At 69.6% G+C, this 24,293-nt stretch carries 19 protein-coding genes and 1 tRNA gene; 7 read left to right on the top strand and 13 right to left on the bottom strand.

From position 1 onward, the window contains the following. Positions 1-49 precede the first annotated feature (49 nt). Positions 50-2,770: a CBM96 family carbohydrate-binding protein gene (locus OG452_RS03170; protein ID WP_327294064.1), complete on the bottom strand. Its 2,721-nt coding sequence runs from the start codon at positions 2,768-2,770 to the stop codon at positions 50-52. A 31-nt stretch (positions 2,771-2,801) separates the two neighbouring features. Further along, positions 2,802-3,815: a GDP-mannose 4,6-dehydratase gene (gmd, locus tag OG452_RS03165; RefSeq protein ID WP_327294063.1), complete on the bottom strand. Its 1,014-nt coding sequence runs from the start codon at positions 3,813-3,815 to the stop codon at positions 2,802-2,804. Positions 3,816-3,940: 125 nt separating this feature from the next. On the opposite strand from gmd, the gene OG452_RS03160 reads away from it, so the two are divergent. After that, positions 3,941-4,879, top strand: a complete 939-nt coding sequence (locus tag OG452_RS03160) for a GDP-L-fucose synthase family protein (protein WP_327294062.1) — start codon at positions 3,941-3,943, stop codon at positions 4,877-4,879. 43 nt (positions 4,880-4,922) lie between these two features. On the opposite strand, the gene OG452_RS03155 is transcribed toward OG452_RS03160, so the two are convergent. Beyond that, positions 4,923-6,326, bottom strand: coding sequence for a sugar transferase (locus tag OG452_RS03155; protein ID WP_327294061.1), 1,404 nt, complete (start codon positions 6,324-6,326; stop codon positions 4,923-4,925). A 383-nt stretch (positions 6,327-6,709) separates the two neighbouring features. On the opposite strand from OG452_RS03155, the gene OG452_RS03150 reads away from it, so the two are divergent. Then, complete coding sequence (locus OG452_RS03150; RefSeq protein ID WP_327294060.1) at positions 6,710-8,320, top strand: endo-1,3-alpha-glucanase family glycosylhydrolase; 1,611 nt, start codon at positions 6,710-6,712, stop codon at positions 8,318-8,320. Positions 8,321-8,330: 10 nt separating this feature from the next. Here the strand turns inward: OG452_RS03150 and OG452_RS03145 are convergent, their stop codons facing one another. Beyond that, positions 8,331-10,085, bottom strand: a complete 1,755-nt coding sequence (locus OG452_RS03145; RefSeq protein ID WP_405564547.1) for a coagulation factor 5/8 type domain-containing protein — start codon at positions 10,083-10,085, stop codon at positions 8,331-8,333. Positions 10,086-10,471: 386 nt separating this feature from the next. On the opposite strand from OG452_RS03145, the gene OG452_RS03140 reads away from it, so the two are divergent. Then, complete coding sequence (locus OG452_RS03140; protein ID WP_327294058.1) at positions 10,472-13,141, top strand: glycoside hydrolase family 31 protein; 2,670 nt, start codon at positions 10,472-10,474, stop codon at positions 13,139-13,141. 125 nt (positions 13,142-13,266) lie between these two features. Here the strand turns inward: OG452_RS03140 and OG452_RS03135 are convergent, their stop codons facing one another. From OG452_RS03135 to OG452_RS03125, 3 genes are read right to left on the bottom strand one after another with little or no spacing between them, the layout of a single operon-like run. Beyond that, positions 13,267-13,908 carry a GNAT family N-acetyltransferase gene (locus tag OG452_RS03135; RefSeq protein WP_327294057.1) on the bottom strand — a complete coding sequence of 214 codons (642 nt, stop codon included), beginning with the start codon at positions 13,906-13,908 and terminating at the stop codon, positions 13,267-13,269. A gap of 46 nt (positions 13,909-13,954) precedes the next feature. Beyond that, positions 13,955-14,551, bottom strand: a complete 597-nt coding sequence (locus OG452_RS03130) for a GNAT family N-acetyltransferase (protein WP_327299490.1) — start codon at positions 14,549-14,551, stop codon at positions 13,955-13,957. Positions 14,552-14,568: 17 nt separating this feature from the next. Beyond that, positions 14,569-15,087 (bottom strand): GNAT family N-acetyltransferase, encoded by a 519-nt coding sequence (locus OG452_RS03125; RefSeq protein ID WP_327294056.1) that lies wholly within the window; start codon positions 15,085-15,087, stop codon positions 14,569-14,571. A 199-nt stretch (positions 15,088-15,286) separates the two neighbouring features. Between OG452_RS03125 and OG452_RS03120 the strand changes: the two genes are divergently transcribed. Beyond that, a complete protein-coding gene (locus tag OG452_RS03120; protein ID WP_327294055.1) occupies positions 15,287-15,601 on the top strand; it encodes a hypothetical protein in 315 nt (104 codons plus the stop codon). 33 nt (positions 15,602-15,634) lie between these two features. Here the strand turns inward: OG452_RS03120 and OG452_RS03115 are convergent, their stop codons facing one another. The 5 genes from OG452_RS03115 to OG452_RS03095 all read right to left on the bottom strand — a co-directional run bounded on the left by OG452_RS03115 (position 15,635) and on the right by OG452_RS03095 (position 21,004). Beyond that, positions 15,635-16,540, bottom strand: a complete 906-nt coding sequence (locus tag OG452_RS03115; RefSeq protein WP_327299489.1) for a DUF2510 domain-containing protein — start codon at positions 16,538-16,540, stop codon at positions 15,635-15,637. 110 nt (positions 16,541-16,650) lie between these two features. Then, on the bottom strand, positions 16,651-17,181 hold the full coding sequence (locus OG452_RS03110; protein ID WP_327294054.1) for a PadR family transcriptional regulator: 531 nt from the start codon (positions 17,179-17,181) through the stop codon (positions 16,651-16,653). Positions 17,182-17,452: 271 nt separating this feature from the next. Beyond that, entirely contained in the window at positions 17,453-19,474 is a 2,022-nt protein-coding gene (locus OG452_RS03105) for an NADPH-dependent 2,4-dienoyl-CoA reductase (RefSeq protein WP_327294053.1), read from the bottom strand. A gap of 126 nt (positions 19,475-19,600) precedes the next feature. Beyond that, a complete protein-coding gene (cobF, locus tag OG452_RS03100; RefSeq protein WP_327294052.1) occupies positions 19,601-20,377 on the bottom strand; it encodes a precorrin-6A synthase (deacetylating) in 777 nt (258 codons plus the stop codon). A gap of 129 nt (positions 20,378-20,506) precedes the next feature. Next, complete coding sequence (locus OG452_RS03095) at positions 20,507-21,004, bottom strand: DUF309 domain-containing protein (RefSeq protein ID WP_327294051.1); 498 nt, start codon at positions 21,002-21,004, stop codon at positions 20,507-20,509. A 114-nt stretch (positions 21,005-21,118) separates the two neighbouring features. On the opposite strand from OG452_RS03095, the gene OG452_RS03090 reads away from it, so the two are divergent. From OG452_RS03090 to OG452_RS03080, 3 genes are all read left to right on the top strand, one after another. Further along, a tRNA-Pro gene (locus OG452_RS03090) sits at positions 21,119-21,192 on the top strand. A 406-nt stretch (positions 21,193-21,598) separates the two neighbouring features. Continuing rightward, positions 21,599-22,366 (top strand): alpha/beta hydrolase, encoded by a 768-nt coding sequence (locus tag OG452_RS03085; protein WP_327294050.1) that lies wholly within the window; start codon positions 21,599-21,601, stop codon positions 22,364-22,366. A gap of 252 nt (positions 22,367-22,618) precedes the next feature. After that, on the top strand, positions 22,619-23,113 hold the full coding sequence (locus OG452_RS03080; RefSeq protein ID WP_327294049.1) for a GNAT family N-acetyltransferase: 495 nt from the start codon (positions 22,619-22,621) through the stop codon (positions 23,111-23,113). Between the two features lie 173 nt (positions 23,114-23,286). Here the strand turns inward: OG452_RS03080 and OG452_RS03075 are convergent, their stop codons facing one another. Further along, a complete protein-coding gene (locus OG452_RS03075) occupies positions 23,287-23,892 on the bottom strand; it encodes a GOLPH3/VPS74 family protein (protein WP_327294048.1) in 606 nt (201 codons plus the stop codon). Between the last annotated feature and the right edge of the window lie 401 nt (positions 23,893-24,293).

Here is a 24,293-nt window from a genome sequence, read left to right as displayed (position 1 = left end):
CGGCGGACCGGGCCCCGCACGCTGTCATTGAGGTGGCGTCACCGACGGATCACGGAGCGCCGAAGGTCAGCACGAGCTGCGGAGTGCCCTCGGCCGCTGTGGCCTCGCGAGACCACAGCCAGAGCGGGTCCGTGCCCGTACTCGTGAGCGCCAGGCTGTAGGGACTGCCCAGCGCCGGGGTGAGCGCGGTCGTGTCGAGCGGGACCGAGTAGACGGTGGACCCGTCCGTCGCACCGCTCAGTGTGCCGAGTGTGCCAGGACCCGGTGCGGGCCGGTTGCCGTACGTCAGAGCAGACTCCGTCCAGTCCCCGGTGACCGGTACGACGGACTGGCTGTCCGCGGAACCCGCTCCGGTCTGGGTCGAGGTCTTCACCGACAGCCTGGCGCTCTTCAGCGCCGTGCCCGCGGGGGCGGACGGCAGGGTGAAGCGCAGATAGGACGCGTACGCCGATGTGCCGCGCACGGCCAGCGAGGACGACGTGCCGTAGTTCGTGCCCGGCGCACCCGCGTTGACGTAGCTGTCCTCGGTCGCGCGGACGGTGGAGACGGTGTCCGCGGGGGCGCTCGCCAGCTTCTGGTGGTCGGCCACCTGCTGCGCGGTCAGCACCGAGGGGTAGATGGCCGTCTCGTCGATCTGGCCCGCGAAGAAGTTGCTCGTGGGCTGCTGAGGCCAGCCGTTGAGCTGGTCACCACCGACCCGCCAGTAGCCGGAGTACGCCTGGTTGCCCGTCACCTTCGACGACGCCTTGAGGGCGCCGTCGACATAGAGCGCCATACCGGACGCGCCCTGGGTGGCGACCACCTGGTGCCAGGCGCCGTTGTTGTAGGTGCCCGGCGCCGTGACGGTCTGCGCAGCCCCCGGGTACACACCGAAGACCAGATGGCCGTCGTCGGTCAGGTAGATCTGCTTGTCGTAGTTGCTGCTGGTCTTCGTGGTGTTGTTGCCGAACCCGACGAGCTTCCCGCCGCGGTCGGTGGTCGTTCTGAACCAGGTCTCGATGGAGTAGTCACCGTCCACGGTCGTCCTGCGATCGCTGTACACCACCTGGTCGGTTCCGTCGAAACTTATCGCCGTACTGGGGCCGTTGACCGCGGCGGGAGTCTGGCGGAGCGACGGCCCGTTGAGCTGGATGCCGCTGCTGTCGGACGGGGACGAGTCGCCGGTGAAAGGTGAACTGGCCTCGTCGTAGCGCCAGTACTGGGTGGCGCCGTCGTTGAGGACGGCCGTCGGGTAGGCCTCGGCCGACGCGGGGACGGTGACCGTCGCAGTGGGCGAAAGACCGCTGGCGTTGCCCGCCGCGTCCGTCGCCGTAACCCGGTAGGTGTAGGTCTGGCCCGCCTTCACACTGGTGTCCCGGAACGACATCTGAGGCCGCGACCACGGCAGCGAATCGCCGTCCGCCGTGTAGACCGGGGCCGACGCGCCGTTGCGGTACACCTTGTACGTCAGCTTGCTGTCGTCCAGATCGGTGCTGGAGCGCCAGCGCACCTGCACCTCACCGGGCTTGATGCTCGACGCGCCGGCCTGCGGCACACCCGGCACCCCGGTGTCGGGGCTCGCCGCGAACCGGGTGAGCCCCTGGGCGGGGGCGGCGTTGACCGTGGTGAACTCGCCGCCGACCCAGAGGTACTTGTTGGACCCGGTGTCCGCCACGGCCAGCGCGCGCGGGCCGATGCCCTCGCCAAGACCGTCGTTGGTGTTCGGGAACCAGCCGAGCTTGCCCACACCGGTGGTCGGCTGGGCCAGCAGATGGTTGCGCGGGCCGTCGGGAAACTCGCCGACGCTGGAGCAGTCATGGGCGTGCGACGCGCTGTAGAGGACGTTCTCGTACGGCAGCACGGCCTGGGTGGCACCCAGGCAGGTGTCGCGCCAGCGCTGGCCGAGATCGCTGAGGTTCAGCGCGATGCGCCCGTCGAACACACCGCCGCCCGTCCCCTCGTTACCGGTGTAGAAACCGGTCGCGTCGGTCCCGATGGTCTTGACGACCGAGTTGGTCTCGATGAAGCCCGGGTACGTCTTCACGTTGTCGCCCGACGTGGCGTCGACCACGGCGAGCGCGTGCGAGTCGGCGCCGTTGACGGTGAAGAAGTCACCGCCGAGCAGGACGTCGTGCCCGTCGGGTGTGACCGCGACCGCGCGGCCCGGCAGGTCGGCGTCCGCACGGAACGGCCGCAGCGCCCCGGTGGCGCTGTCCACCGCGGCGAACCGCTTGCGGGTCTCGCCCGCGACGGTCCCGAAGTCGCCGCCGGCGTACACCGTGTCGTCGGTGACGGCCAGTGCCCGCACGGTCGCGGGGAAACTCGGGTGGAAGTCCGCCTTCGGGGCGCAGGTGGCGATGTCGATCGCCGCGAGGCTGCTGGCCTGTACGCCGTTGACGGCGCCGAAGTAGCCGCCCGCGTACAGGGTCTTCTTGTCGGGCGAGACCGCGAGCGTACGCACGGTCGCGGTGCCGCTGCCGACGGTGAACGACAGCTTGCAGGACGTGGGCGCCCCGGTTGCTGCGTTCATCGCTACGAAGTTGACGGCGTCCTGCGGTGTCCCGCTCGCCCCCTCCGGCGGCCGGACCTGCGAGAACGTACCGCCGACGAAGACGGTTCCCTGCGCCTCGGCCAGTGCCCAGACGATTCCGTTGGTCTGCCAGGTCGGCAGGTCGTCCGCGGTGAACGCCACCGGAGGGGTGACCGCCGTGGCCGGCGCCGCCGCTGTCACCCCCAGACCTGCTGTCACAGTGAGGACGAGGGCGGCCGAAAGCCCTCTGGATCTACGCATGTACATACCCCCAGGCATGAAGTCGTTCATTTCAGCGGTCGATACGGACGTTCGCACCGGCCAGCTGGTCCTCCACCTGGCGCACATCGGCGTCCACCATGATCCGGGCCAGCTCTTCCACGAGCACCTCCGGCTTCCAGCCGAGCAGTTCGTTCGCCCTGGCCGGGTCGCCGATCAGCGCGTCCACCTCACTGGGGCGCTCGTACTTCGGGTCGTAGCGGACGTACTTGTCCCAGTCCAGACCCGCGTGCGCGAACGCCGTCTCCACGAACTCCCGTACCGTCGCGGCCACTCCCGTCGCCACCACGAAGTCGGTCGGCTCGCCGTGCTGGAGCATCCGCCACATGGCGTCCACGTACTCCGGGGCGTACCCCCAGTCCCGTACGGCGTCCAGATTCCCCAGGTAGAGCCGGTCCTGAAGCCCCGCCTTGATGCGGGCCACCGCGCGGGTCACCTTGCGGGTCACGAAGGTCTCGCCCCGGCGCGGCGACTCGTGGTTGAAGAGAATGCCGTTCACCGCGTACATGCCGTACGCCTCGCGGTAGTTGACCGTGGTCCAGTACCCGAAGACCTTGGCCGCGCCGTACGGGCTGCGCGGATGGAACGGCGTGCCCTCGTGCTGCGGGGGCGGGGTGGCCCCGAACATCTCGGAGGACGACGCCTGGTAGTAGCGGGTCTCGATACCGCTCGCCCGGATGGCCTCAAGGAGGCGCAGGGCCCCGAGACCCGTCACATCTCCCGTGTACAGCGGAGCGTCGAAGGAGACCCTGACATGTGACTGGGCCCCGAGGTTGTAGACCTCGTCCGGTCTCAGCTCGCGCAGCAGGTTCACCAGCGCCACCCCGTCGGCCAGGTCCGCGTGGTGCAGTACGAAGGACCGGTGGGGCTGCTGCGGGTCCTGGTAGATGTGGTCGACGCGCTCCGTGTTGAAGCTCGACGAACGCCGGAGGAGCCCGTGGACCGTGTACCCCTTGGAGAGCAGCAGCTCGGCCAGATAGGAACCGTCCTGACCGGTGACTCCGGTGATCAGTGCGGACTTGCTCATATGGGATGTCCCTCTCTGGCGGACCGGCCCGGGACCCGCCCGGACCCCGCGGTTATGTTGTGGTTCAGGAAATAAGTCAGCATCTTGGCCACGGTGACGGGCTTCGTCCTGGCATGATCCGGCGCATGACTGAATCGCTGTTCCTGCCGGCCCGCGCCCGTATATTCGTCGCCGGCCACCGCGGCCTCGTCGGATCGGCAGTGGCCCGCCGGCTCACCGCCGACGGTTACCAGGTCCTCACCCGCACCCGTACCGAGCTGGATCTGCGCGACGCCGACGGCACCGCGCGCTACCTCGCTGAGACCCGCCCCGACGCGGTCGTCCTGGCCGCGGCCAAGGTCGGCGGCATCATGGCGAACAGCACGTACCCCGTCCAGTTCATCGAGGAGAACCTGCAGATCCAGCTGAGCGTGATCGCCGGGGCGCACGCGGCGGGCGTCGGCAGGCTGCTCTTCCTGGGCTCGTCCTGCATCTACCCGAAGCTCGCCCCGCAGCCGATCAGCGAGGACTCCCTGCTGACCGGAGCGCTGGAGCCCACCAACCAGGCGTACGCTCTGGCCAAGATCGCCGGAATCGTGCAGATCCAGTCGTACCGGCGGCAGTACGGGGCGGCCTACATCTCCGCCATGCCGACGAACCTCTACGGACCCGGGGACAACTTCGACCTGGAGACCTCGCACGTCCTGCCGGCGCTGATCCGCCGCTTTCACGAGGCCCGCGCGGAAGGCCGCGACGAGGTGGTGCTCTGGGGCTCGGGCACCCCGCGCCGTGAGTTCCTCCACGTCGACGACCTGGCCTCCGCCTGCGCGCTGCTGCTCCGCTCGTACGACGGCGACGCACCTGTCAACGTCGGCTGCGGCACCGACCTGACGATCCGTGAACTCGCCGCCGCCGTGGCCGAAGTGACCGGATTCCAGGGGCGGATCGGCTGGGACACCTCCAATCCCGACGGCACACCGCGCAAGCTGCTCGACATCACCCGGCTGAGTTCGCTCGGCTGGAAACCGGGCGTCGCGCTGCGCGACGGGATCGCCGACACGTACGCCGCGTGGCAGCGCGGCTGACGCCCGGTACACCGGGGCTCCGGTCCGCATGGACGGCGGCCGGTCAGTACGCACCGCGGCCGTCGACGACGGCGCGGAGCGTACGGGCCATCACATCGACATCACTGGTGAACGACCAGTTGTCGACGTACTGGAGATCGAGCTGGATGGCCTCGTCCCAGGAGAGGTCGGACCGGCCGCTGACCTGCCAGAGGCCGGTCATCCCGGGCCGCACGGCCAGCCGCCTGGCCTCCGTCTCGTTGTAGAGCGCGACCTCTTCTGGCAGCGGCGGGCGTGGGCCGACCAGGGACATGACACCAAGCAACACGTTGATCAGCTGGGGCAGTTCGTCGAGGGACGTCCGGCGCAGCAGCCGCCCGGCCCGGGTGACCCGCGGGTCCCGGCGGATCTTGAACATCGGCCCGTCGGTCTCGTTCGCCGACGCCAGCTCGGCCTTGCGGGCGTCCGCGCCCAGCCGCATCGTGCGGAACTTCCACATGACGAACGGCGTGCCGCCCTGGCCGATCCGCTGCTGCCGGTAGAAGACCGGACCCGCCGAACTCAGCCGCACCGCAAGGGCTATCACCAGGAACAGCGGCGACAGAAAGAGCAGCCCCAGGCCCGCGCCCGCCCGGTCCATGACGGATTTCAGCACCGGCTGGGCGCCCCGGCGCACCGGCGGCACGATCCGCAGCAGAGCCATCCCGGCGGCCGACGCGGGCTCCATCCGCTTGACGGAGATCTCCACCAGGCCCGGGGCCAGGGCCAGTTCGACCCCGGCGTCGTGCAGCGCCCAGGACAGCCTCCGCAGCCGCTCGCCCGACATGCCCGCACCGGGTGCGACCAGGACGACGTCGGCGGACAGTTCGCGTGCGGCACCCAGCAGCGGCACGGTGTCGTCGGCGGTGGCGGCCGGGGCGCGCCGGGCCAGCCGCCCCGCGAGCCGCGAGCCGCTGTCCACCGTGCCCACGCCGACCGCCACGATGCCGACCACGACGTACGGGTGGTCGGTGCGGCCCGCCAGATGGCCGGCGACCTCGTCGGCGGCGGCCGGTTCGCCGACCACCAGTACCCGGGTCACGACCTGCGCCTTGCGCCGGGCCGCCGCCAGATGCCGGTAGGTCGCCCGGCGGCAGACGAGCGTGGCCAGCAGGGACGGGATCAGCACCAACAGGCACAGCAGCGGCGGGTGGTGCAGTTCGGCCGCGCTGCGGACCACGGCCAGTACACCCAGCAGGATCAGCCAGTCGTGCAGGACGGGCAGCGCACCCCGGGACTCGCCCAGGGCGCGCTTGGCGTAACGGTGCCGGAGCGACTGCACCCCGAGCCAGGCGAGCGCTGTCACGGCCGCCGACCGGAGTGCGTACGGCTGCCCCTGGGCGCGGAACGTGAGAGCTACCGGCAGCGCTGTCGCCGCGATGTCGGCGAGCAGCGCCGTCGGCAGGTACCACGGTGCTTTCAGGCGCATCCCATGCGGGACCGCGCCTGATGAAGTGCTGATGTCGGACGCACTGGTCTCAGGCGTTCGGACATGCCACATGTACCCCCCCGGCACGTGTTGACTGGTTCGTCCGGTTCGTCGATTCCCCGATCGACGAACTGGAGTCGCAACAGGGAACAGTACGACAAACTTCAGGTCGCACAATGCCGTTTACGTAAACGTTGCGACCGATTGGCCCCCGCGTGTATCGGGAGGCCCTGTGTCGAAGCGGTGTTGGCCTCGTGTCATTCGGCCCGAACGGCTACGTACTGCCCCGTTCTGGACGGACCCCCGGTTGTCCCGGAGCCGCATTTCCGCTCTACTACTGCCCAACCCCCGCAGTGCGGGCGGCCTTCCGGGAAGGAACGACGATGGCCGAAGCGCCGGAACGACCGTTGGCGCCCCACCGCCGCAGAGCCACCGGGCGGCGCGTCCTGCTGCCGGGAGGCGGTCTGGTGCTCGGCCTGCTGCTGATCTGCCTGCTGGCCGGGAGCGGTATGGCCTGGTCGCCCTTCGGGGCGGACGGGAAGCCCGCCGGCGGAGCACCCGCAGACGCACCCTCCGCGCAGGGCCCGGCAGGGCGTGCAGGGACGCTCACTCCACGGCCGGAGCGCGTCACCGGTAAGGAGCTGCCCTTCGACCTGCCTTCGTCCGCGACACTGCGAACCGGCCACCACCTGGTGTTCGCCCACTACTTCACGCCGTATCCGCTGTCCCTGGACAACGAGCCGGCCGGGCAGGACTACTACAGCCGCAACTATCTGACCGCGCGGGGCGAAAACGGCAAACACGCCCCGTACGGCGGCCTGTTGCGGGACCGGCCGCTGCCCGTCGCGCCCCGGAGCGGCGACTGGCAGCTCGGCAACCTCCAACAGGAGGTGCGCACCGCCAGGGCTGCGGGCATCGACGGGTTCAGCGTCGACATCCTCTCGCTGACCGGCCCGAACTGGGAGCGGGTCAACCTCCTGCTCGAAGCGGCAGCTTCGGCCGCGCCCGGGTTCCGCATCATGCTGATGCCGGACATGACGTCGCTGCACACCGACCCCACGACGCTCGCGGACGCCCTGGCCGGTCTCGCCGCCTCACCGGCCGCCCACCGGCTCGGCGACGGACGGCTGGTGATCTCCCCCTTCAAGGCGGAGGCGCACGATCCCGGCTGGTGGTCGCAGCTGACCACGCGGCTCCGGACACACCACGCCGTCCGGACGGCCCTGGTCCCGCTGTTCCTCGACTTCACCGCGAACGCCGAGCGGTTCGCCCCGATCAGCTACGGCTTCTCGGAGTGGGGAAACCGCAGCTACACCGCGCAGGCGGGCGCCACCGCCGATGTCGCTCTGGCCCACCGGCTGGGCAAGACCTGGATGCAGCCGGTCTCGGTCCAGGACGCCAGGCCCAACCAGGGGGTGTACGACGAGGCAGGCAACACCGCGACACTGCGGTCCGGCTGGGGCCATGCGATCGACGACGGCGCCGACTGGGTCCAGCTCACCACCTGGAACGACTACTCCGAGGGCAGCCAGTTCGCACCGTCGCTGCACAACGGTTACGTATATCTCGACCTGTCCTCGTACTACCTCACCCGCTTCAAGACGGGGCAGTGGCCCAGGATCGTGCGCGACACGGTCTATCTGACCTCACGGGTCCAGTTCGCCGGGACCCAGCCGTCGCCCGGGGTGCAGCAGAAGCTGATGAGCCCGCGCCCCGGTACCGCCGCACCCCGCGACACGGTCGAAGCGCTGACCTTCCTGACCGCGCCCGCCGTCCTGGACACCGTGGTCGGCACCGACCGGCAGAGCCGCCCGGTGCCGGCCGGTGTGCGGTCCACCCTGGCGCCGCTGCACACGGGGTGGAGCGCGGCCACCGTGCGCCGGGACGGCCGGACGGTGGCGGAAGTGACCTCGCGCCACCCGGTGCGGAGCCAGGTCCAGGTCCAGGATCTCCAGTACTACGCGGAGAGCAGCGGCCGCCCGGACACTCCCTGAGCTTCGGCGCTCACGGGTACGAGACGACGGTGGACGGCACGGTCGAGCTCCCCGAGGTCGCGGAGCCGGTGTTGTTGATGACGTGGTTGTACTGGCCCTTCCCGCCCAGTGACACGACCAGCAGATCGTGGAACTTCACGCCCGTCTTGTCGGGGGCGGCGAAGCCGTGGTCCTGCTGGATGGAAGGATCCGCCGTGAAGTTGCAGTAGCTGCCGAGACCCCAGCCCTCATGGGTGTTCACCGAGTCGGCGACCTTGTAGGCGGCGTACCCCTTGGTGGCACCGTCCTGGACGGCGGCCTGGTCGGGGGCGTCGTACGCCTTCTCGTTCTGGAAGAAGATCGTTCTGCCGTTCTCGCCGTTCCACTGGACGTCGTACTTGTTGAAGTGCTCGACGAACAGCCCGGTGGCCAGCACGTTGTCGCCGTTGACCGTGAGCCCGTAGTCGGCTCTGTTGGTCTCCCAGCCGACGCCGTCGCCGTGGTCGGCACGCCAGAGCCAGGTGTGGTCGACGATGGTGTCGTTGCTGTTGATCTCCATACTGGTGGTGGCCTTGCCCGGCCCCGCGCCGCCGATCCGGACGAAGACGTCCTGCACGGTGGTCGGGTTGGCCGAGTGGTCGGCGGACGAGCCCTCCGGCCCGACCTGGAGCAGCGTGTCCGAGTTGACCGTGCCCGCGTCGATGAGCAGACCGGCCAGCTTGACGCCGTCCACGTCGGCTACCTTCATCGCCGTCACCCCGTTGTCGGGGACGATCGTCGCGTATCCGAGACCCAGCACCACCGTGTTGGCCCGCTTCACGTCGATGGTCTGGTCGACGTGGTAAATGCCGGGCGTGAAGAGGAGGTTGAGCCCCTGGTCCAGCGCCTGGTTGATGGTCGCCGCGGTCGCGCCGGGCTTGACCACGTAGAACTGGTCCAGCGGGATCGAGTCACCCTTCGGCGTGCCGTTCTCCCACGTGGTGCCGCTGGCGTTGGTGCGCTTCTCCGGTGTGAAGACCTTGTAGTCGTCGCCGTCCAGATACAGGAACGGCTTCTCGCGGGAGACGGGAGTGGTGTCCAGGGTGGTGTACGTGGGGTCGGGGAAGCCCTGGGCCGGTGCGCCCTTCACGCCTGAGAACACCATGTTCCAGACGCCGTTGGCCCAGCCGCCGACCGAGCTGTCCCGGGTGTACCACTGCTGCTGCGAGTACGGGCTGACCGTCCCGTCGATCTTGCTGTCGGCGATGTAGCCGCCGCTGGCCCAGCCGTAGCCGTCGGGGGCCAGATTGAGTCCGCCCTTGACGTGCATCCGGCGGAACGGCGCGGCCTGGGCCACCGCCCAGCGGTCGGTGCCGTTCGCCGGCGTGAGCGCGAGGTTCTCCGCCGAGCGCCAGAAGTTCTGCGTGGCGTTGCCGTTGAACCAGCCCGCGTCCACGGTGACGTCGCCGTTGATGTCGGTGTCGTCGGGGGAGAGGCCAAGACCGGCGATCGAGGTGTAGAAGCCGAGCTGGGCGTTTATGTTGCTGTACTTACCCGGCTTGAAGAAGAAGGCATCCCTGCCGGTACCGAACTGCGCCGACTCCTGCCGTTTGAACACCGAGTCCAACTGGCCCTGGATATCGGGGGTGGACGGGTCGAATACATGCACATTCGGGCCGAGGTCGCCGCCGCCGGGCAGTTCGGCAGCGTGCGATTTCGACGGGGCGACGACGAGCAGGGCGGCAGCGAGCGCGGCCGCGGCCACCACCGACATCCTTCTCCTGCGTGCTGTGGGGGGAACAAGCATGGGGAAATCTCCCGCGGTTGGTGGCTCGACGCTGAGCCTTCAAGAAGTGAAGAGCGAATGGGGTTGGGAGCGCTCTCTGATGGGTTGGATCGTTCCTCCGCGCGTGTGCCACGTCAAGAGTTGTGCAAAAAGTGCTGACGGTGACCTTGGTTTCTCCAACTCTGTTGAATAAAGGGCCGTTTGAGGGAGGCGGTCCACGCTCCCCGGTCTCGGTGACCGGGGCGAGACCCGGGCCGGGGCCGCCTCGGACGAGGGGTGCGGATCGCGCCGAAACGTTGACATGTACTGACCGCAAGGTGAATTGTGATGCTCGAAATACCAGTGTTCCAAGCATGTCTGCGCAGACATTGCACATTTTGCTGTTCGGTACGAACGGAGAACACTCCTTGCGAATCCTCAGAAGCCGCCCCCGGCAGGGCGCGGCCGCCGCGGTGTCGGCGCTGGTACTCGCCCTCACCACCCTGACCGTCCCGGCGTCCCAGGCACACGCGGCCGCGACTCCGTCGGGGGTCCTCGACAGCGGGACGAAGAGCGTCACCTGGCAGAGCCCCGTCTACGCCAAGGGCACCGTCGACGCTCCCGACAAGTGCGGTACGACAGCCGACGATCCGGACCAGGCCAAGTGCGCCCGGTTCGATCTGACGGTCAACCCGCCGGCGGGTCAATGGGACGACAACCCCGAGGGGGGAGTCCCGGTCTCCATCCAGTGGCAGACCCCCACCGACGACTTCGACATGTACATCTACGACAAGGACAACAAGCAGGTCGCGTCGAGCGCCGGGACCGCCGACCCCGAGGCGACGGTCATCCCCAAGGCGTCGGGCACGTACCACGTGGTGGTCGTCCCGTACGACGTGCACAACAACTCCTTCACCGGCAAGGCGTATCTCCCGGAGCCCACCGACGCGGGCAAGCTGACCGGTTTCAGCGGATCGCACGGCACCTACGACATCGCGGCCGGTGACCTCAAGGCGCGCGCCTCCTTCTTCACCGACGAGACGATGCGGCTCCAGGCGTCCCCCGACGGGGATCTCTCCGGTCCTGCGGGCAGCCACATGATCCAGAAGCAGCCGGTGGTCCAGTCGCACACCTCCGCCTTCAACGCCGGTTCCTACTACGGGATCCGGTCGAAGGGCGTCGTGCTGCGCGTCTACAAGAAGCCGCTGACGTTCGCCCTGTACAAGGCGGACAACCGCACGGTGATCTGGGCGGAGGCCGACCCGCTGCGCTGGACGTCCGGCGGAATGCGGCAGAGTCTGAAGCGCGGAGCCAAGGAGCAGTTCTTCGGCGGCGGTGAGCAGAACGGCAGCTTCTCCCACCGCGACCAGGTCATGAACGTCGGCAACAACACCAACTGGAACGAGGGCGGCTACAACAACTCCCAGCCGTTCTACATCTCCAGTGCCGGATACGGAGTCTTCCGCAACACCATGACGGCAGGGGTGTACGACTTCGGCTCACCGGTCAGGACCGGTCAGCAGGAACGGCGCCTGGACGCCTACTACTTCACCGGTGACACCAAGTCGGTGATCGGCCAGTACACCTCGCTGGTCGGCAAGCCGTTCATGCCGCCGGTGTACGGCCTTGAGCCGGGCGACTCCGACTGCTATCTGCACAACGCGAACCGGGGCGAGCGCCACACCCTGGACTCGCTCAAGATCGCGGACGGCTACAACCAGAACCAGATGCCGCTCGGCTGGATGCTCGTCAACGACGGCTACGGCTGCGGCTACGAGAACCTGCCGCAGACCGGTGAGGGGCTGAACAAGGACCACGCCCAGCTCGGCCTCTGGACCCAGAACGGTCTGCCGAACCAGGCCGAGGAGGCCAAGGCCGGAGTGCGCGTCCGCAAGCTGGACGTCGCGTGGGTCGGCAACGGCTACGGTATGGCGCTCGACGCCTGCGACCAGGCCAAGGCCGGTATCGAGGACAACAGCGACGCCCGCGGCTTCGTCTGGCTGCCGGTCTCCTGGGCCGGGGCCCAGCGCTGCGGAGTGCTCTGGAGCGGTGACCAGAAGCTGTCCTGGGACTACCTGCGCTGGCAGATTCCCACCTATGCGGGTGCGACCCTGTCCGGCATCGCGTACAACACCGGTGACGTCGGCTCGATCTACAGCCACGACCCCAAGATGTACGCCCGTGACCTCCAGTGGAAGGCGTTCCTGCCGGCCATCATGACGATGGACGGCTGGGCCAGCGACATCACCACCAAGAAGCCGCACGACCAGCAGCCCTGGCTGGACGGTGAGCCGTACACCTCCATCAACCGGAAGTACCTCCAGTTGAAGGAGCGGCTGCTGCCGTACATGTACACGCTGTCCAAGGACGCCACGAAGACCGGCGTCGGATCGGTGCGCCCGCTGTCGCTGGAGTACCCGGACGACCCGGCGACGCTCGGGGCCGACGCGAAGTACGAGTTCATGTCGGGCTCGGACTTCCTGGTGGCGCCCGTCTACAGCGACACCGACGTCCGCAACGGCATCTACCTGCCGAAGGGCACCTGGACCGACTACTGGACGGGCAAGACCTACCAGGGCCCGACCACGGTCAACGGCTACAAGGCGCCGCTCGACACCCTCCCGCTGTTCGTCAAGGGCGGCTCGATCGTGCCGATGTGGCCCAAGGGCACGACGTCCTGGGAGACCCGGGACAAGAGCGAACTCGACTACGACATCTACCCCAAGGGCACCACGGACTACACGCTGTACGAGGACGACGGCGTGACGCGGAAATTCGCGGAGGGCTCGTCGGCCACCCAGCACCTCCAGGTGAAGGCCCCCACGCACGGCAAGGGCGCCACGACCATCAAGGTCGGTGAAAGCGTGGGCAGTTACACGGGCAAGCCCGCCTCCCGCTCGTACACCTTCACGGTGCACGCCAAGGACGCACCGTCCAAGGTGGCCATGGCGGGCGGCAAGCTGCCCCGGCTGGACTCCGCGAAGGCGTTCGCGGCGGCCGAGTCCGGCTGGTACACGGACCCGGCCACCGGCGTGACCGAGATCAGGACGCCGTCGCTCTCCACGGGCCACGGCTTCTCGGTGACTCTGCGGGGCTAAGCGCTCTCCCGAGCAGCACGAGGCAGGTCAGGGGCCGTCCGAGGACGGTCCCTGACCTGTGTGCACGCGATCGGCCGGCGGCTCTTCGAGCGGCTTGTGATCGGCGCGACCGCACTGGCCGGCGCTCAGGTGCTGCTGCGCCGGGCCGCCCCGTCCCGCAGATCCAGCACTATCACCGAACCCCAGTCGTGCCGCCGGGCCTCGGTGAAGCCGAGCGCCAGATAGAAGGCGCGTGCTCCCGGGTTTCCGCCGCCCACCCCGAGGTGCAGCCCCCGCACCCCGCGTGCCCGCAGAGCTTCCAGCAGGGCCGACATCAGACGCCGCCCGAGCCCGGCGCCCTGGCCGCGCGGCAGGATGTCGATGTGCAGATGCGCGGGATGGCTCTCGTACAGCGGGTCGCCTTCGGCGAGCGGTTTCCGGTGGAGCTGCGCCACCAGCTGCCAGTCCCGGCTGCCGTCGCCCGGATCGTCCGCCATGGCCTCCGGGTGGCGCAGCCGCAGCGGGGCGTACCAGTGGTGCTCCCGCCACTTCTCGTACGCGGCGGAGTCCGCGGTCGCCACCACGTAACCGAGGACCCCGAACGCGTCCGCGGCCACGAAGGTCAGGCCCGGATCGGCGGCCGGGTAGGGGCCGGCGAACACATGGCCCAGCAGATCGGGGTCGTGGTAGAGCGCGGTGGCGTCGCCGCCCGAGTCACCGGTGCGCAGGCACACCCGGTACATGCCCGGCAGGTCGAAGGGCTGGAAGGGCCGGATCTCGATACTCATCGGGCGGCCGCCGGGGAGCCGGGCGGGGCCGAGGCGGGTTCGGTGGTCATCGTGCCAGGGTAGGCGGGTGGACGGACGTATGGTCGCCGGTGCCACGGCCGAGGTAGGTCAGCGGGCCCGCGTCCGGCACCGGGATCTCGTGGAACCCGAGCCGGTCGTAGAACGCTCGCGCCGGGGTGTTGGCCGTGACCATACCCACATGGACGGCGGACACGCCGTGCTCCGCCAGCGTGCCGAGGAACCGCGTCATCAGCGCCCGTCCGCACCCGGCTCGTTGATGGCCGGGCAGCAGATCGATGTGCAGATGGGCGGGGTACGCGGCCACTTCGGGCACCAGCATGCGCTCGGGGCGGTGCAGGAGCACGGCCATCTGATCGGCCGGTGTCCGCGGCGGCCCGGCCGGTTCCGGGTAGCGTCCGGCGACCTCGGGCAGCCACTCCGTACGGAAGCGTTCCACGAACCGCGCGGTGTCCGCGGTGCCGACGACGTACCCGACGGCGAGGCCGCTGCCGTCGTCGACGACGAAGGCGAGATCCGGTTTGAGCTCCACGTAGGGCCCGGCGAAGACACTGGGCAGCAGCCCGTGGTCGGCGTTGCGGGCAGCCGGTGACGACAGGGCCAGCGGGTGGCCGGCGGATGGAATGCGGCCGACCCGGCAGGTCAGGCGGCGGTCAGCTCGTACGCCCACAACCCGTCCAGGTCGGCGCGCCGGGTGAACCCGGCCCGGAGCAGGACCTGTTGCGAGGGCAGATTGCCCGGGTCCGTCGTGGCCAGCACCGTGTGCACAGCGGGGAGCCGCAAGGTCCAGCGGGTGAGCGCGATCACCGCGTCCGTCGCCCAGCCCGCGCCCCGCGCCGACTCCGTCAGGTCGTAGCCGATCTCCACCGCGCCTTCGGACGGCGGCCCGTGGAATCCGATCCCGCCCAGCGCGACGCCGTCGCGGGCGCGCTGGATCACGAACAGCCCCCACCCGGGCAGGTGCGCCCCGGCTTCGGCGGCCATCGCCACCATCTTCCCGGCGATCTGTGTCCCGCTGCCCGGAGCCGCGTCGAGCCAGTCGAGTCCTGCCGTGTCGCCCTCGGCGAGCACAGCGGCCGCGGCGGGCGACTGCTCACGCAGGACGAGCCGGTCCGTCTCCAGAACGAGCAGGCCGTTCTCTCGGAAGTAGCGCAGGGTCATGGCGTCGGCCACCTCGATACGGGGGAGTGGAGACCGGCGCCTCCGTGAACTCAGCCCGGCCAGTATCTCCCGGCCCGCCCCGGGAGGCCGCAGCGGCGGAGAAATCCGCCCTGTCCGACGGCGTCAGGGGCCGCTCGCCGGAACCGGACCGGGCTGCGTCGGCGCCGACCGCCCGCGCCCTCCGTTACGATTCCCGCTCATGAGCACTCCTGACCAGAGCGAAGCGGTGGACACGGACCTGACCGAGCCCGGAAAGCCGGGCCTGACGCCTCGTCAGGCCCGGAGGATACGGATAGCGGTGGCATCCGTCATGATGGCCGCCGTCGCGCTGGTGCTCGCGGAACGGATCACCAGCCGGTCGTCCCTGCTGGTCGTGGCCGACTACGGGATGGCACTGATCCTCTGCGGTGTGGTCATCGAACTCAGCCGCAGCGGCCGTACCAGGATCGCCAGTTGGCTGCTGTGCGTGGGCCTGGTGGCCGCAGTCGCCGCCGACTGGCTCGTACTTCCCTGACCTGACCTGAGAGGCCGGGTGCCAGGGTGCAGGTCAGGCGCCCTGGCCCGACCCGGTCCCCGAAGTGGGCGCCGCCTTGATCCCCTTGGTGATCTGGTCCATGACGGAGAGCGCGGGCGCCTTGGAGTTGATGTCGAAGCCGGAGCGGACGACGATCAGCATTCCGTCGGCCCCCGGTGACGGGAAAGCCAGCGACTGGACGTACCCGTCGTCACCCTTCTCCGTCACCACCTTCCAGCGCACCAGATAGCCCTGCCGGCCGGCCACCGTGACGGCCTCGGACTTCAGCAGTTGGTGCGAGGTGATCCCCGAAGAGGACTCCCCGTACGACTCCTTGGCATTGCCGGCTATGTCCTTCTTCGCGGCGGTCTCCGGGTCGGTCGCCGAGATCTTCAGGGCGAGCGCCGGTTCGGAGAACACCCCGCCGCGCACACACTGTGCGGCCTTGCCGTTCGCGCCGGCTCCGTCCGGGCAGGTGTACTTGCCGATGGTCACGCCGGCCCCGACGGTCCCCGACTGGCCGGTCCAGCCCTTCGGCACCGGGATGCTGATCCCGCTGGCCGCGTCGGTGGCGTAGCCGTCCTCGGTCTGCGGTGCCTGCCCGGGGCCCTGGTCACCGCCGCTGCCGCCGCCGTTCTGACCGCTCCCGTCACCGCCGCCCGGCGTCCCGGGGCGGCTGGGCGCCGTGGACGGGGCGGTCGCCGCGTCCGATGTGTGCCCGGAGCCCGATCCGTTGCTCAGCAGATAGATGCCGCCTCCGACGGCCGCCAGGACCACCACGGCGGCCGTGACCGCGGCGCCGATCCGCAACCGGCGCCGCCGGGTCGCGGCAGGCGGCATACGCAGCTGGTCGGTCCACTGGGCGCCGTCCCACCAGCGTTCCTGGACAGGGCCTATTCCTGTATACCCGGGGTCTCTGTGCCATCCGGGCGGGCTCATCTGGGTCACAGCCGCCACCGTAGCCGGACTGCGTGAAAATCACATGAATCGGGTCGGGGGAGTGCGTCCGGCCGCCGCCGCGTCACGCGTCGGCCCGGGCCGGACCGGCATCAGTGGTCGGTGAACTCCGCCAGTACCTCCGTGAGCCACTCTGTCCAGTACTTCTCCAGACCGATTCCGGCCCGGAGCACCAGATGCTGGAGACGGTCCTCCGGGGGCAGGCCGGGGCGCGAGAAGTCCCGCTCCTCGATGGCCAGGTACTCCGCCAACTGCTTCTCGTGCAGCCTGAGGTGGCGCGTCAGCTCGGCTCCGAGGCCGTGCGTCCCCACCATGGCAGCCGCCCGGAGCCGCAGCAGCAGGGGATCGCGTGCCGTTCGGGGATCCTCCGGTCTGGCCACCCAGGCCGTCAGTTCCGCGCGCCCTTCGGGCAGGACCTCGTACTCCCGCCTCCGCCCCCGCGAGGGCTGCTGCGGCAGCGGGCGGATGAAGCCGGACTGCTCCAGTTTCGCCAGTTCGCGGTAGATCTGCTGATGCGTCGCCGACCAGAAGTAACCGATCGACCTGTCGAACCGTCGGGTCAGCTCCAGCCCGGACGACGGCTTTTCGAGCAGGGCGGTGAGGATCGCGTGCGGGAGGGACATGCGGGCATCCTAGAGAGATCCAGACCGGGAGCCGCCGCACCGGGACACCGGGGGCTGCCGCATCGCGCCACCGGGCGCGGCCGCGATGCGGTGGCTAAGGGCTGTCCCGCAATTCCCGGCGGGCGCGCGACGACAGCTACGGCACCTCGCCGCGTTGTCGGAACGTCCACATACATCCAGTATGCGGACGTCCCTCCGCCTTGCGATGCACCGCATCTGACGCCGCGCGCTGATCCACCAGGAATTGCGGGACAGCCCTTAGGACGGTGGCTCAGACGCTCGCGGCCAGTTCGGTCCCCTGGCGTACGGCCCGCTTGGCGTCCAGCTCGGACGCCACATCGGCGCCTCCGATCACATGCACCCGGTGGCCGGCGGCGCACAGCGACTCGTACAGCTCACGGCGCGGTTCCTGACCGGTGCACAGCACGACCGTGTCGACGGGGATCACCTGCGCGGCGCCGTCGACCGTTACATGCAGGCCTTCGTCGTCGATCCGTTCGTACGTCGCGCCCGCGACCATCGTGACGCCGCGGTGCCTGAGCTCCGTCCGGTGGACCCACCCCGTCGTCTTCCCGAGCCCGGCACCGACCTTGCCGGTCTTGCGCTGGAGCAGATACACGGTACGCGGCGAGGCCGGCCGGACCGGGGTGCGCAGACCGCCGGGCGCGCTGTACTCGGTGTCGACGCCCCACTGCCGGAAGAAGACCTCCGAGTCCTGGCTCGCCGACTCGCCGCTGTCGGTGAGGAACTCCGCGACGTCGAAGCCGATCCCGCCGGCTCCGATGATCGCGACACGCTGTCCCACCTGTACGCCGTCCCGCAGGACGTCCAGGTAGCTGACGACGCTGGGGTGGTCGAGGCCGGGGATCTCCGGGGTATACGGCACGACTCCGGTGGCGAGCACGATCTCGTCGAAGCCCTCAGCGGTGAGCGTCTCCGCCGTGACCAGGGTCTTCAACCGGACATCGACACCGCGCAGTGCGAGCTGGACCCGGAAGTAGCGCAGGGTTTCGTTGAACTCCTCCTTGCCCGGTATCCGCCGCGCCACATTCAGCTGCCCGCCGATCTCGTCCGCGGCGTCGAAGAGCGTCACCGCGTGGCCGCGCTCGGCAGCCGACACGGCGAAGGCGAGCCCGGCGGGCCCGGCCCCGACCACACCGACGCGCTTGCGGCGCCGGGTCGGCGACAGGACCAGTTCGGTCTCACGGCAGGCCCGCGGGTTGACCAGGCAGGAGGTGATCAGACCGCTGAAGGTGTGGTCGAGACAGGCCTGGTTGCAGCCGATGCAGGTGTTGATGGTGTCGGAGCGGCCCTGCCCGGCCTTCGCGACGAACTCCGGATCGGCCAGGAAGGGGCGGGCGAGCGAGACCATGTCCGCGCACCCCCCGGCCAGCAACTCCTCGGCCAGCTCAGGGGTGTTGATCCGGTTGCTGGTGATCACGGGAATGCTGACCGCGCCCGTGACCTTCTTCGTCACCCAGGTGTACGCACCACGCGGCACCGAGGTCACGATGGTGGGGATCCGGGCCTCGTGCCAGCCGATTCCGGTGTTGATGATGGTCGCGCCGGCCGCCTCGATCTGCTGGGCGAGCGCGATCACCTCGTCCTCCGAGGAGCCGCCCGGGACCAGGTCGAGCATGGAGAGCCGGTAGATGAGGATGAAGTCGGGCCCCACCTGTTCACGCACCCGGCGGACGATCTCCAGGGGGAACCGGATGCGGTTCTCGTACGATCCGCCCCAGCGGTCCTCGCGGTGGTTGGTCTCCGCCGCGATGAACTCGTTGATCAGATAGCCCTCGGAGCCCATGATCTCGACGCCGTCGTACCCGGCGCTCCGGGCCAGCCCGGCCGCCCGTACGAAGTCCTCGATGGTCTGCTCGACCTCGTCGTCGGTGAGGGCGTGCGGAGTGAACGGGCTGATCGGCGCCTGGATCGCGCTCGGCGCCACCAGGCCGGGCTGGTAGGCGTACCGGCCGGAGTGCAGGATCTGCATCGCGATCCGGCCGCCCGCCCGGTGGACCGCCGCGGTCACCGGAGCGTGCTGTGCGGCCTCCGCCGCGGTGGTCAGCTTGGCGCCGCCGTCGCGCGACCTGCCCTGTTCGTTGGGGGAGATTCCGCCCGTCACGATGAGCGCGGCACCGGCGCGTGCGCGGGCCGCGTAGAACTCGGCCAGCCGCTCGAAGCCGTCGGGTGCCTCTTCGAGCCCGAGGTGCATCGATCCCATCAGGACACGGTTGGGCAGCGTGGTGAAGCCGAGGTCGAGGGGGCTCAGCAGGTGGGGGTACGGGCTCATCCGGCGCCTCCGGTGCGCAGTGGTGGTCAGCTCTTTCTAGACCAGCCGCCGCCCGTTGTGCAACAAGTTGCATAATGGAGTGCGTCACTGAGTGTGCCGTGGGGTCTGCTCCTGCCTGTCCCTGTATCAGTCCTTGTGCTGGTCTCTGCGCAGCAGGTACGTCTCCATGATCCAGCCCTTCCGGGCGCGGGCCTCCGACCGCAGTTCCTCGATGGGCCCGGCGACCTCCGACAGCCGTCCGGAGACCAGGATCTCGTCCTCGGTGCCCAGATAGGCGCCCCAGTGGATCACCGGGTCCTCGTCGACGTGGTGACGGAAGGCCTGCTGTGCGTCGAGCATGACGACGACGTCGTCCACACCGTCGGGCCACCCCTCGGCGAGCCGCCGCCCGGTGGTGATCTGCACGGGCCGCCCGACCCGGTTCAGTCCGGTGCGATGTCTGGCCGCCAGCGCCGACACACTGCTGATGCCGGGAACCACCTCATGGTCGAAGGCGACCGCGCCCCGCTCCAGGACCTCTTCGAGGATGGCGAGCGTGGAGTCGTACAGAGCGGGATCGCCCCACACCAGGAACGCGCCGCACTCGTCCTCGCCCAGGTCCTCCGTGATCATGCGCTCGTAGATACCGGCACGCGCCCGCCGCCAGTCGTCGACGGCCGCGGCGTACCCGGAACCCCCGGCTACGCGGTCCCGGTCGGGATCCCGTGCCTCTACGAGACGGTAGCCGCGGCCGTGCCCGATGTGCTCCTGCAGGATGTTGTGGCGCAGCCGGATCAGATCGGACTTCTCCGCACCCTTGTCGAGAAGGAAGAAGACGTCCGTCTTGTTGAGGGCTTTGACCGCTTGAATCGTCAGATGGTCCGGGTCGCCCGCACCGATGCCGATCACATAGATCTTTCTCACCCGCCGAGTCTGACGCATGCCCACGACGTCCGGCGCCCGCCGGGTCGAACAGCGGACCGGGCGCGGACCCGTCGGCGCCGCCGGGCCGGTCGGAGGCAGGCCGGAGAGAGGCGGAGGGAAGGGAGCTGGTCAGGCGCCGGTCAGGCGCGGGGCCGAAGCCCTCGCGTCGACCGGTTCCCGGAGCCCGTCCGCGAGTTGCTCGGCCCAGGCGGTCAGGCCGCCGATGTCGATCCCGTACGGCATGGGCTCGGGGTACGCGGCGAGTCCGCCCGCACCCCGGAGCAGCAGCCGCGCACCGCCCGCGCTATTGCCGCGAGCGGCATGCGTCAGCCCGACGGCCAGCTGCGCAAGGCCCCGCCACAGCGCGCGCTCCGACTCGGGCCCCGCCTTCCAGGCATCCTCGAACACCTCATGCGCGTGGAAGGGCATCCCGGCGTCGAGCAGCCGCTGCGCCTCCCGCACGGTCTCCGCGGGAGTACGCGTCACCCCCTCCGGCTGCCGCTCCACACCCTCGGCCCCGTACGGGAGCGGCCGCCCGAGCCCGTCCCGGGGCCGGGCGTTGCGTGCCCGGCCCTCCGCGTCGCGGTCCCTCGCGGTGTCGCGCGAGCCGTCGCTCTTCTCGTTCATCCGCTGATTGTCTCCCCATCGCCGTCCCTTATGGCGGAGTCGGTCCGGCGGTCGGAGTTGGGGTATGGTTCTCATGCAGGTCAGGCCAGGGGAAACCCCAGGTCAGACGGGCACCGGGACGTGGCGCAGCTTGGTAGCGCACTTGACTGGGGGTCAAGGGGTCGCAGGTTCAAATCCTGTCGTCCCGACGGGAGCTTGCTCCATTGTCGCAGGTCAGGGCCTTGTTTCACGAAAGTGAAGCAGGGCCCTCGGTCTTTTTCAGGGCCTGCCTCTTCGCGGCTTCTCACAAATGATGACGATCATGGGCGGCCGAACAGTTCGCCGAGCCTCCGAGGGCCGGCCTTGAGGCTCTTCGAGTCGGTGGTGAACGGGTGTCCCGGGGCCTGACCGGAGCCGTGACGACGTGGCGGGAAAAGGGTTGAGGGGTATTTACCGGGCTGGTAGCTTGCAGTCGACCGTGACACCGCCCGAGGAGGTGAGACCCGTGAACGCTGTATCAACATGGGTGCTCCTCCTTCCCCATCACGGCCGGCGATTGACGTAGGTGTCGTCGGGAGCGCCTCGACAACAAGGCACTCCCGGAAGGCAACACCTATGCACTCTCTGCAGTTCGCCGCCGAGTCGTCGTCAAACGGCGTGGCTGAGCGCGACTTCACCGTGGACAACGTCCCCGGCGTTCTCTGGTCGCCGGCTTCCGGCGCAGCCGATCACGCGCCCCTGATTCTGATGGCCCACGGCGGCGGCAACCACAAGAAACATCCGGCGATGTCCGGCCGCGCCCGTCTCCTCGTGTCTGGCTGCGGCTTCCACGTAGCCGTCATCGACGCACCCGGTCACGGCGACCGGCCGCGCACGACGCACGACGAGGCGGAGATCGCCGAGCTGTTCCGGGCACGGGCGGCGGGCGAGCCGGAAGGCCCGGTCGTCGTGCGCTACAACGCGCACCTGGCGGAGCGCGCCGTGCCCGAGTACCAAGCGGTCCTGGACGCCCTCCAGGGACTCCCGGAGATCGGTACCGGCGGCCCGGTCGGCTTCTGGGGCATCAACATGGGCACCGCGATCGGCATACCGTTCGTGGCCACCGAACCCAGGATCAGCGCCGCGGTCTTCGGCCAGCACTGGCCCGATGCCCTGGCTGAGAAGGCGGAGCAGATCACCATCCCGATCGAGTTCGACCTGCAGTGGGACGACGAGCACATCTCGCGCGAGGAGGGTCTTGCGCTGTTCGACGCCTTCGCCTCGAAGGAGAAGTCATTGCACGTGAACTCGGGCAGGCACAAGGAGCTGCCCCGGTTCGAGGCGGACAGCGCGCTCCGGTTCTTCGCCCGGCACTTCGGCCGGCCGGTCACCTCGCCGGCCTGACGTGCGCAGTCGCGACGTCCGGCTTGCCGGCCGGACGCCGCGACCGCGGCCCCGGGTTTGAGGCTGCGTACCCGGGCCTTCGGCCTTCTCCAATATCGGTGAGGGCCCGGGCCGGTGGAGGGCTCGGTGTCGCGTCGGGCCAGGCGTGCGTGAGGTGCCGACTGCCGGGCCATTGCCGCAGGTTGCGGTAGTCCCGCCCCTTGCCGGCGAAACTCGGGGGCCCTCAGCGCACCGTCTGGGTAGAGTCGGGCGGTGCCCGAGTTGAAGCGACTGCGTACTGACCATGCCCCAGCGGTCCTGGCCTTCGAGCTGGCGAACCGTGCCTACTTCGCTGCCTCGATTTCCGACCGCGGCGACGAGTTCTTCGACCAGTTCCCCGACCGGCACAGCGCCGCGCTGGCTGAGCAAGAGGCCGGCATCTGTGCCTTCTACGTGCTTGTCGCTGATGACGGCTCGGTTGTGGGCCGGTTCAACCTGTACGACATCGAGGACGGCACTGCCAGACTCGGCTATCGGGTCGCTCAGCAGGTGGCCGGCCGTGGCGTGGCGACCAACTCCGTCCGGGAGCTGTGCCGGACAGCTGCGGCGCGGCACGGGCTGCGCACACTGCGGGCGGCCACCTCCCACGACAACGCCGCGTCCCGGAAGGTGCTGGGCAAGGCCGGGTTCGTTCCGGTCGGTCCGGCCACCGCAGCCGATCTCGGCGGTAAGACCGGCACCTGGTACCAGCGCGACCTCCAGCCATAGACCTCAGTCGACGCCGGACGAGGGCAACCGAGCCAACGCGTTCCCGTGTGACTCCGGCGACTGGTTTGTGCCGTCCTGTCGCAACCGCTCCAGCCCGTGCGAGGTACGGCGGAGCCTCGGTGCAATGACCCCGTCCTGGGTGAACGGGGCCTGGCGGTACTCCTTCATCTCGCCTAGTAGCCGCGCCAGACGTTGTCGAACGCCGCGTCCTCGATCGCCCTACGCTGGCGTACGGCTCGCAGCTCCTGCACGGCGCCCCCGACGGCGGCCAGCACCACCGCGACCGCATCAACGACGAGTTGCGGTGTGTCCTCGACCGGCTCGTCGCGGATTCCTGCCTCGGACGCCAGGGCGGCGAGCACGGGTTCGCCCGCCGCCCAGCGGGCCTCGGCACGGGTCCGGGCCGCCGAGTCGACCAGGTCCGTGTGCCCGGTCCGCAGCGGGATCCGGCGGCCCCGCGGCCGGGCCGCCAGCCCCGCCCGCTCCAGCTCGTCGACGTATGCCGTGGAGAGCCCTCGGCCCCTGCGCCACAGCCAGTCCTCGACCGACTCGTACGGTTCCTGTCGCCTGAGCGCCCCGGCGGCCTGGTCCAGGAGGCCGTCCCCCGTGGGTGCCTGGGCGCTGGGCAGGATGCGGTCGCCGTCGACGACGAGGGCGTTGGCCTCCATGAGGTCGAGCACCTCGGCTCCGGCGAGCGCGAGCGACAAGTCGCCCTGCTCCACGGGGAGGCGGGGTGCCATGCCCAGAGCGACGATCGCGAGATCCTGTGCGGTGGTCATGAGCGGCTCCACGTCAGTTGGCCGAGTGCGGGCGAGCGAGTCGAGGCCGGCCGCGGCGGGCAGGGCGTCCGGCCGGTTCTCGCCGTTCATCATGTGCCGTGCGAGGGCCACCGGGGTTCGTCAAGGCCCGGTCGTATCGGCGTCTACTGTACGGTCAGGCCGCGCTGTCCATCGCGGACACCTCAGAGCCCCCTGTGTCGTCGTCCTGCTGCCCTTGTCCTGCGATCCCGGCCAGGAAAGGCCAGGGCATGCGGCCACACGCCGCGGAGTGCGTTGTTGAGCGCGTCCGACGCGCTGCTCGGGGAGCCGTACGGGTCTTCACCGCCACCAACATCACGAAACTGTTGAACGGCACAATCCCCACACGGGCGGCCTGCACCTTGGCGAGCGCGTCGGCCTCC

The sequence above is a fragment of the Streptomyces sp. NBC_01197 genome, assembly GCF_036010505.1.
Lineage (GTDB): Bacteria > Actinomycetota > Actinomycetes > Streptomycetales > Streptomycetaceae > Streptomyces.
Note: the sequence above shows the minus strand (reverse complement) of the source record. Positions and strands in the feature narration are given on the sequence as shown.

Coding starts and splice junctions, on each gene's coding strand:
- OG452_RS03170 (WP_327294064.1), bottom strand. CDS start 2,770: ATGCGTAGATCCAGAGGGCTTTCGGCCGCCCTCGTCCTCACTGTGACA.
- gmd (WP_327294063.1), bottom strand. CDS start 3,815: ATGAGCAAGTCCGCACTGATCACCGGAGTCACCGGTCAGGACGGTTCC.
- OG452_RS03160 (WP_327294062.1), top strand. CDS start 3,941: ATGACTGAATCGCTGTTCCTGCCGGCCCGCGCCCGTATATTCGTCGCC.
- OG452_RS03155 (WP_327294061.1), bottom strand. CDS start 6,326: ATGCGCCTGAAAGCACCGTGGTACCTGCCGACGGCGCTGCTCGCCGAC.
- OG452_RS03150 (WP_327294060.1), top strand. CDS start 6,710: ATGGCCGAAGCGCCGGAACGACCGTTGGCGCCCCACCGCCGCAGAGCC.
- OG452_RS03145 (WP_405564547.1), bottom strand. CDS start 10,085: ATGCTTGTTCCCCCCACAGCACGCAGGAGAAGGATGTCGGTGGTGGCC.
- OG452_RS03135 (WP_327294057.1), bottom strand. CDS start 13,908: ATGAGTATCGAGATCCGGCCCTTCCAGCCCTTCGACCTGCCGGGCATG.
- OG452_RS03125 (WP_327294056.1), bottom strand. CDS start 15,087: ATGACCCTGCGCTACTTCCGAGAGAACGGCCTGCTCGTTCTGGAGACG.
- OG452_RS03120 (WP_327294055.1), top strand. CDS start 15,287: ATGAGCACTCCTGACCAGAGCGAAGCGGTGGACACGGACCTGACCGAG.
- OG452_RS03115 (WP_327299489.1), bottom strand. CDS start 16,540: ATGAGCCCGCCCGGATGGCACAGAGACCCCGGGTATACAGGAATAGGC.
- OG452_RS03110 (WP_327294054.1), bottom strand. CDS start 17,181: ATGTCCCTCCCGCACGCGATCCTCACCGCCCTGCTCGAAAAGCCGTCG.
- OG452_RS03105 (WP_327294053.1), bottom strand. CDS start 19,474: ATGAGCCCGTACCCCCACCTGCTGAGCCCCCTCGACCTCGGCTTCACC.
- OG452_RS03095 (WP_327294051.1), bottom strand. CDS start 21,004: ATGAACGAGAAGAGCGACGGCTCGCGCGACACCGCGAGGGACCGCGAC.
- OG452_RS03085 (WP_327294050.1), top strand. CDS start 21,599: ATGCACTCTCTGCAGTTCGCCGCCGAGTCGTCGTCAAACGGCGTGGCT.
- OG452_RS03075 (WP_327294048.1), bottom strand. CDS start 23,892: ATGACCACCGCACAGGATCTCGCGATCGTCGCTCTGGGCATGGCACCC.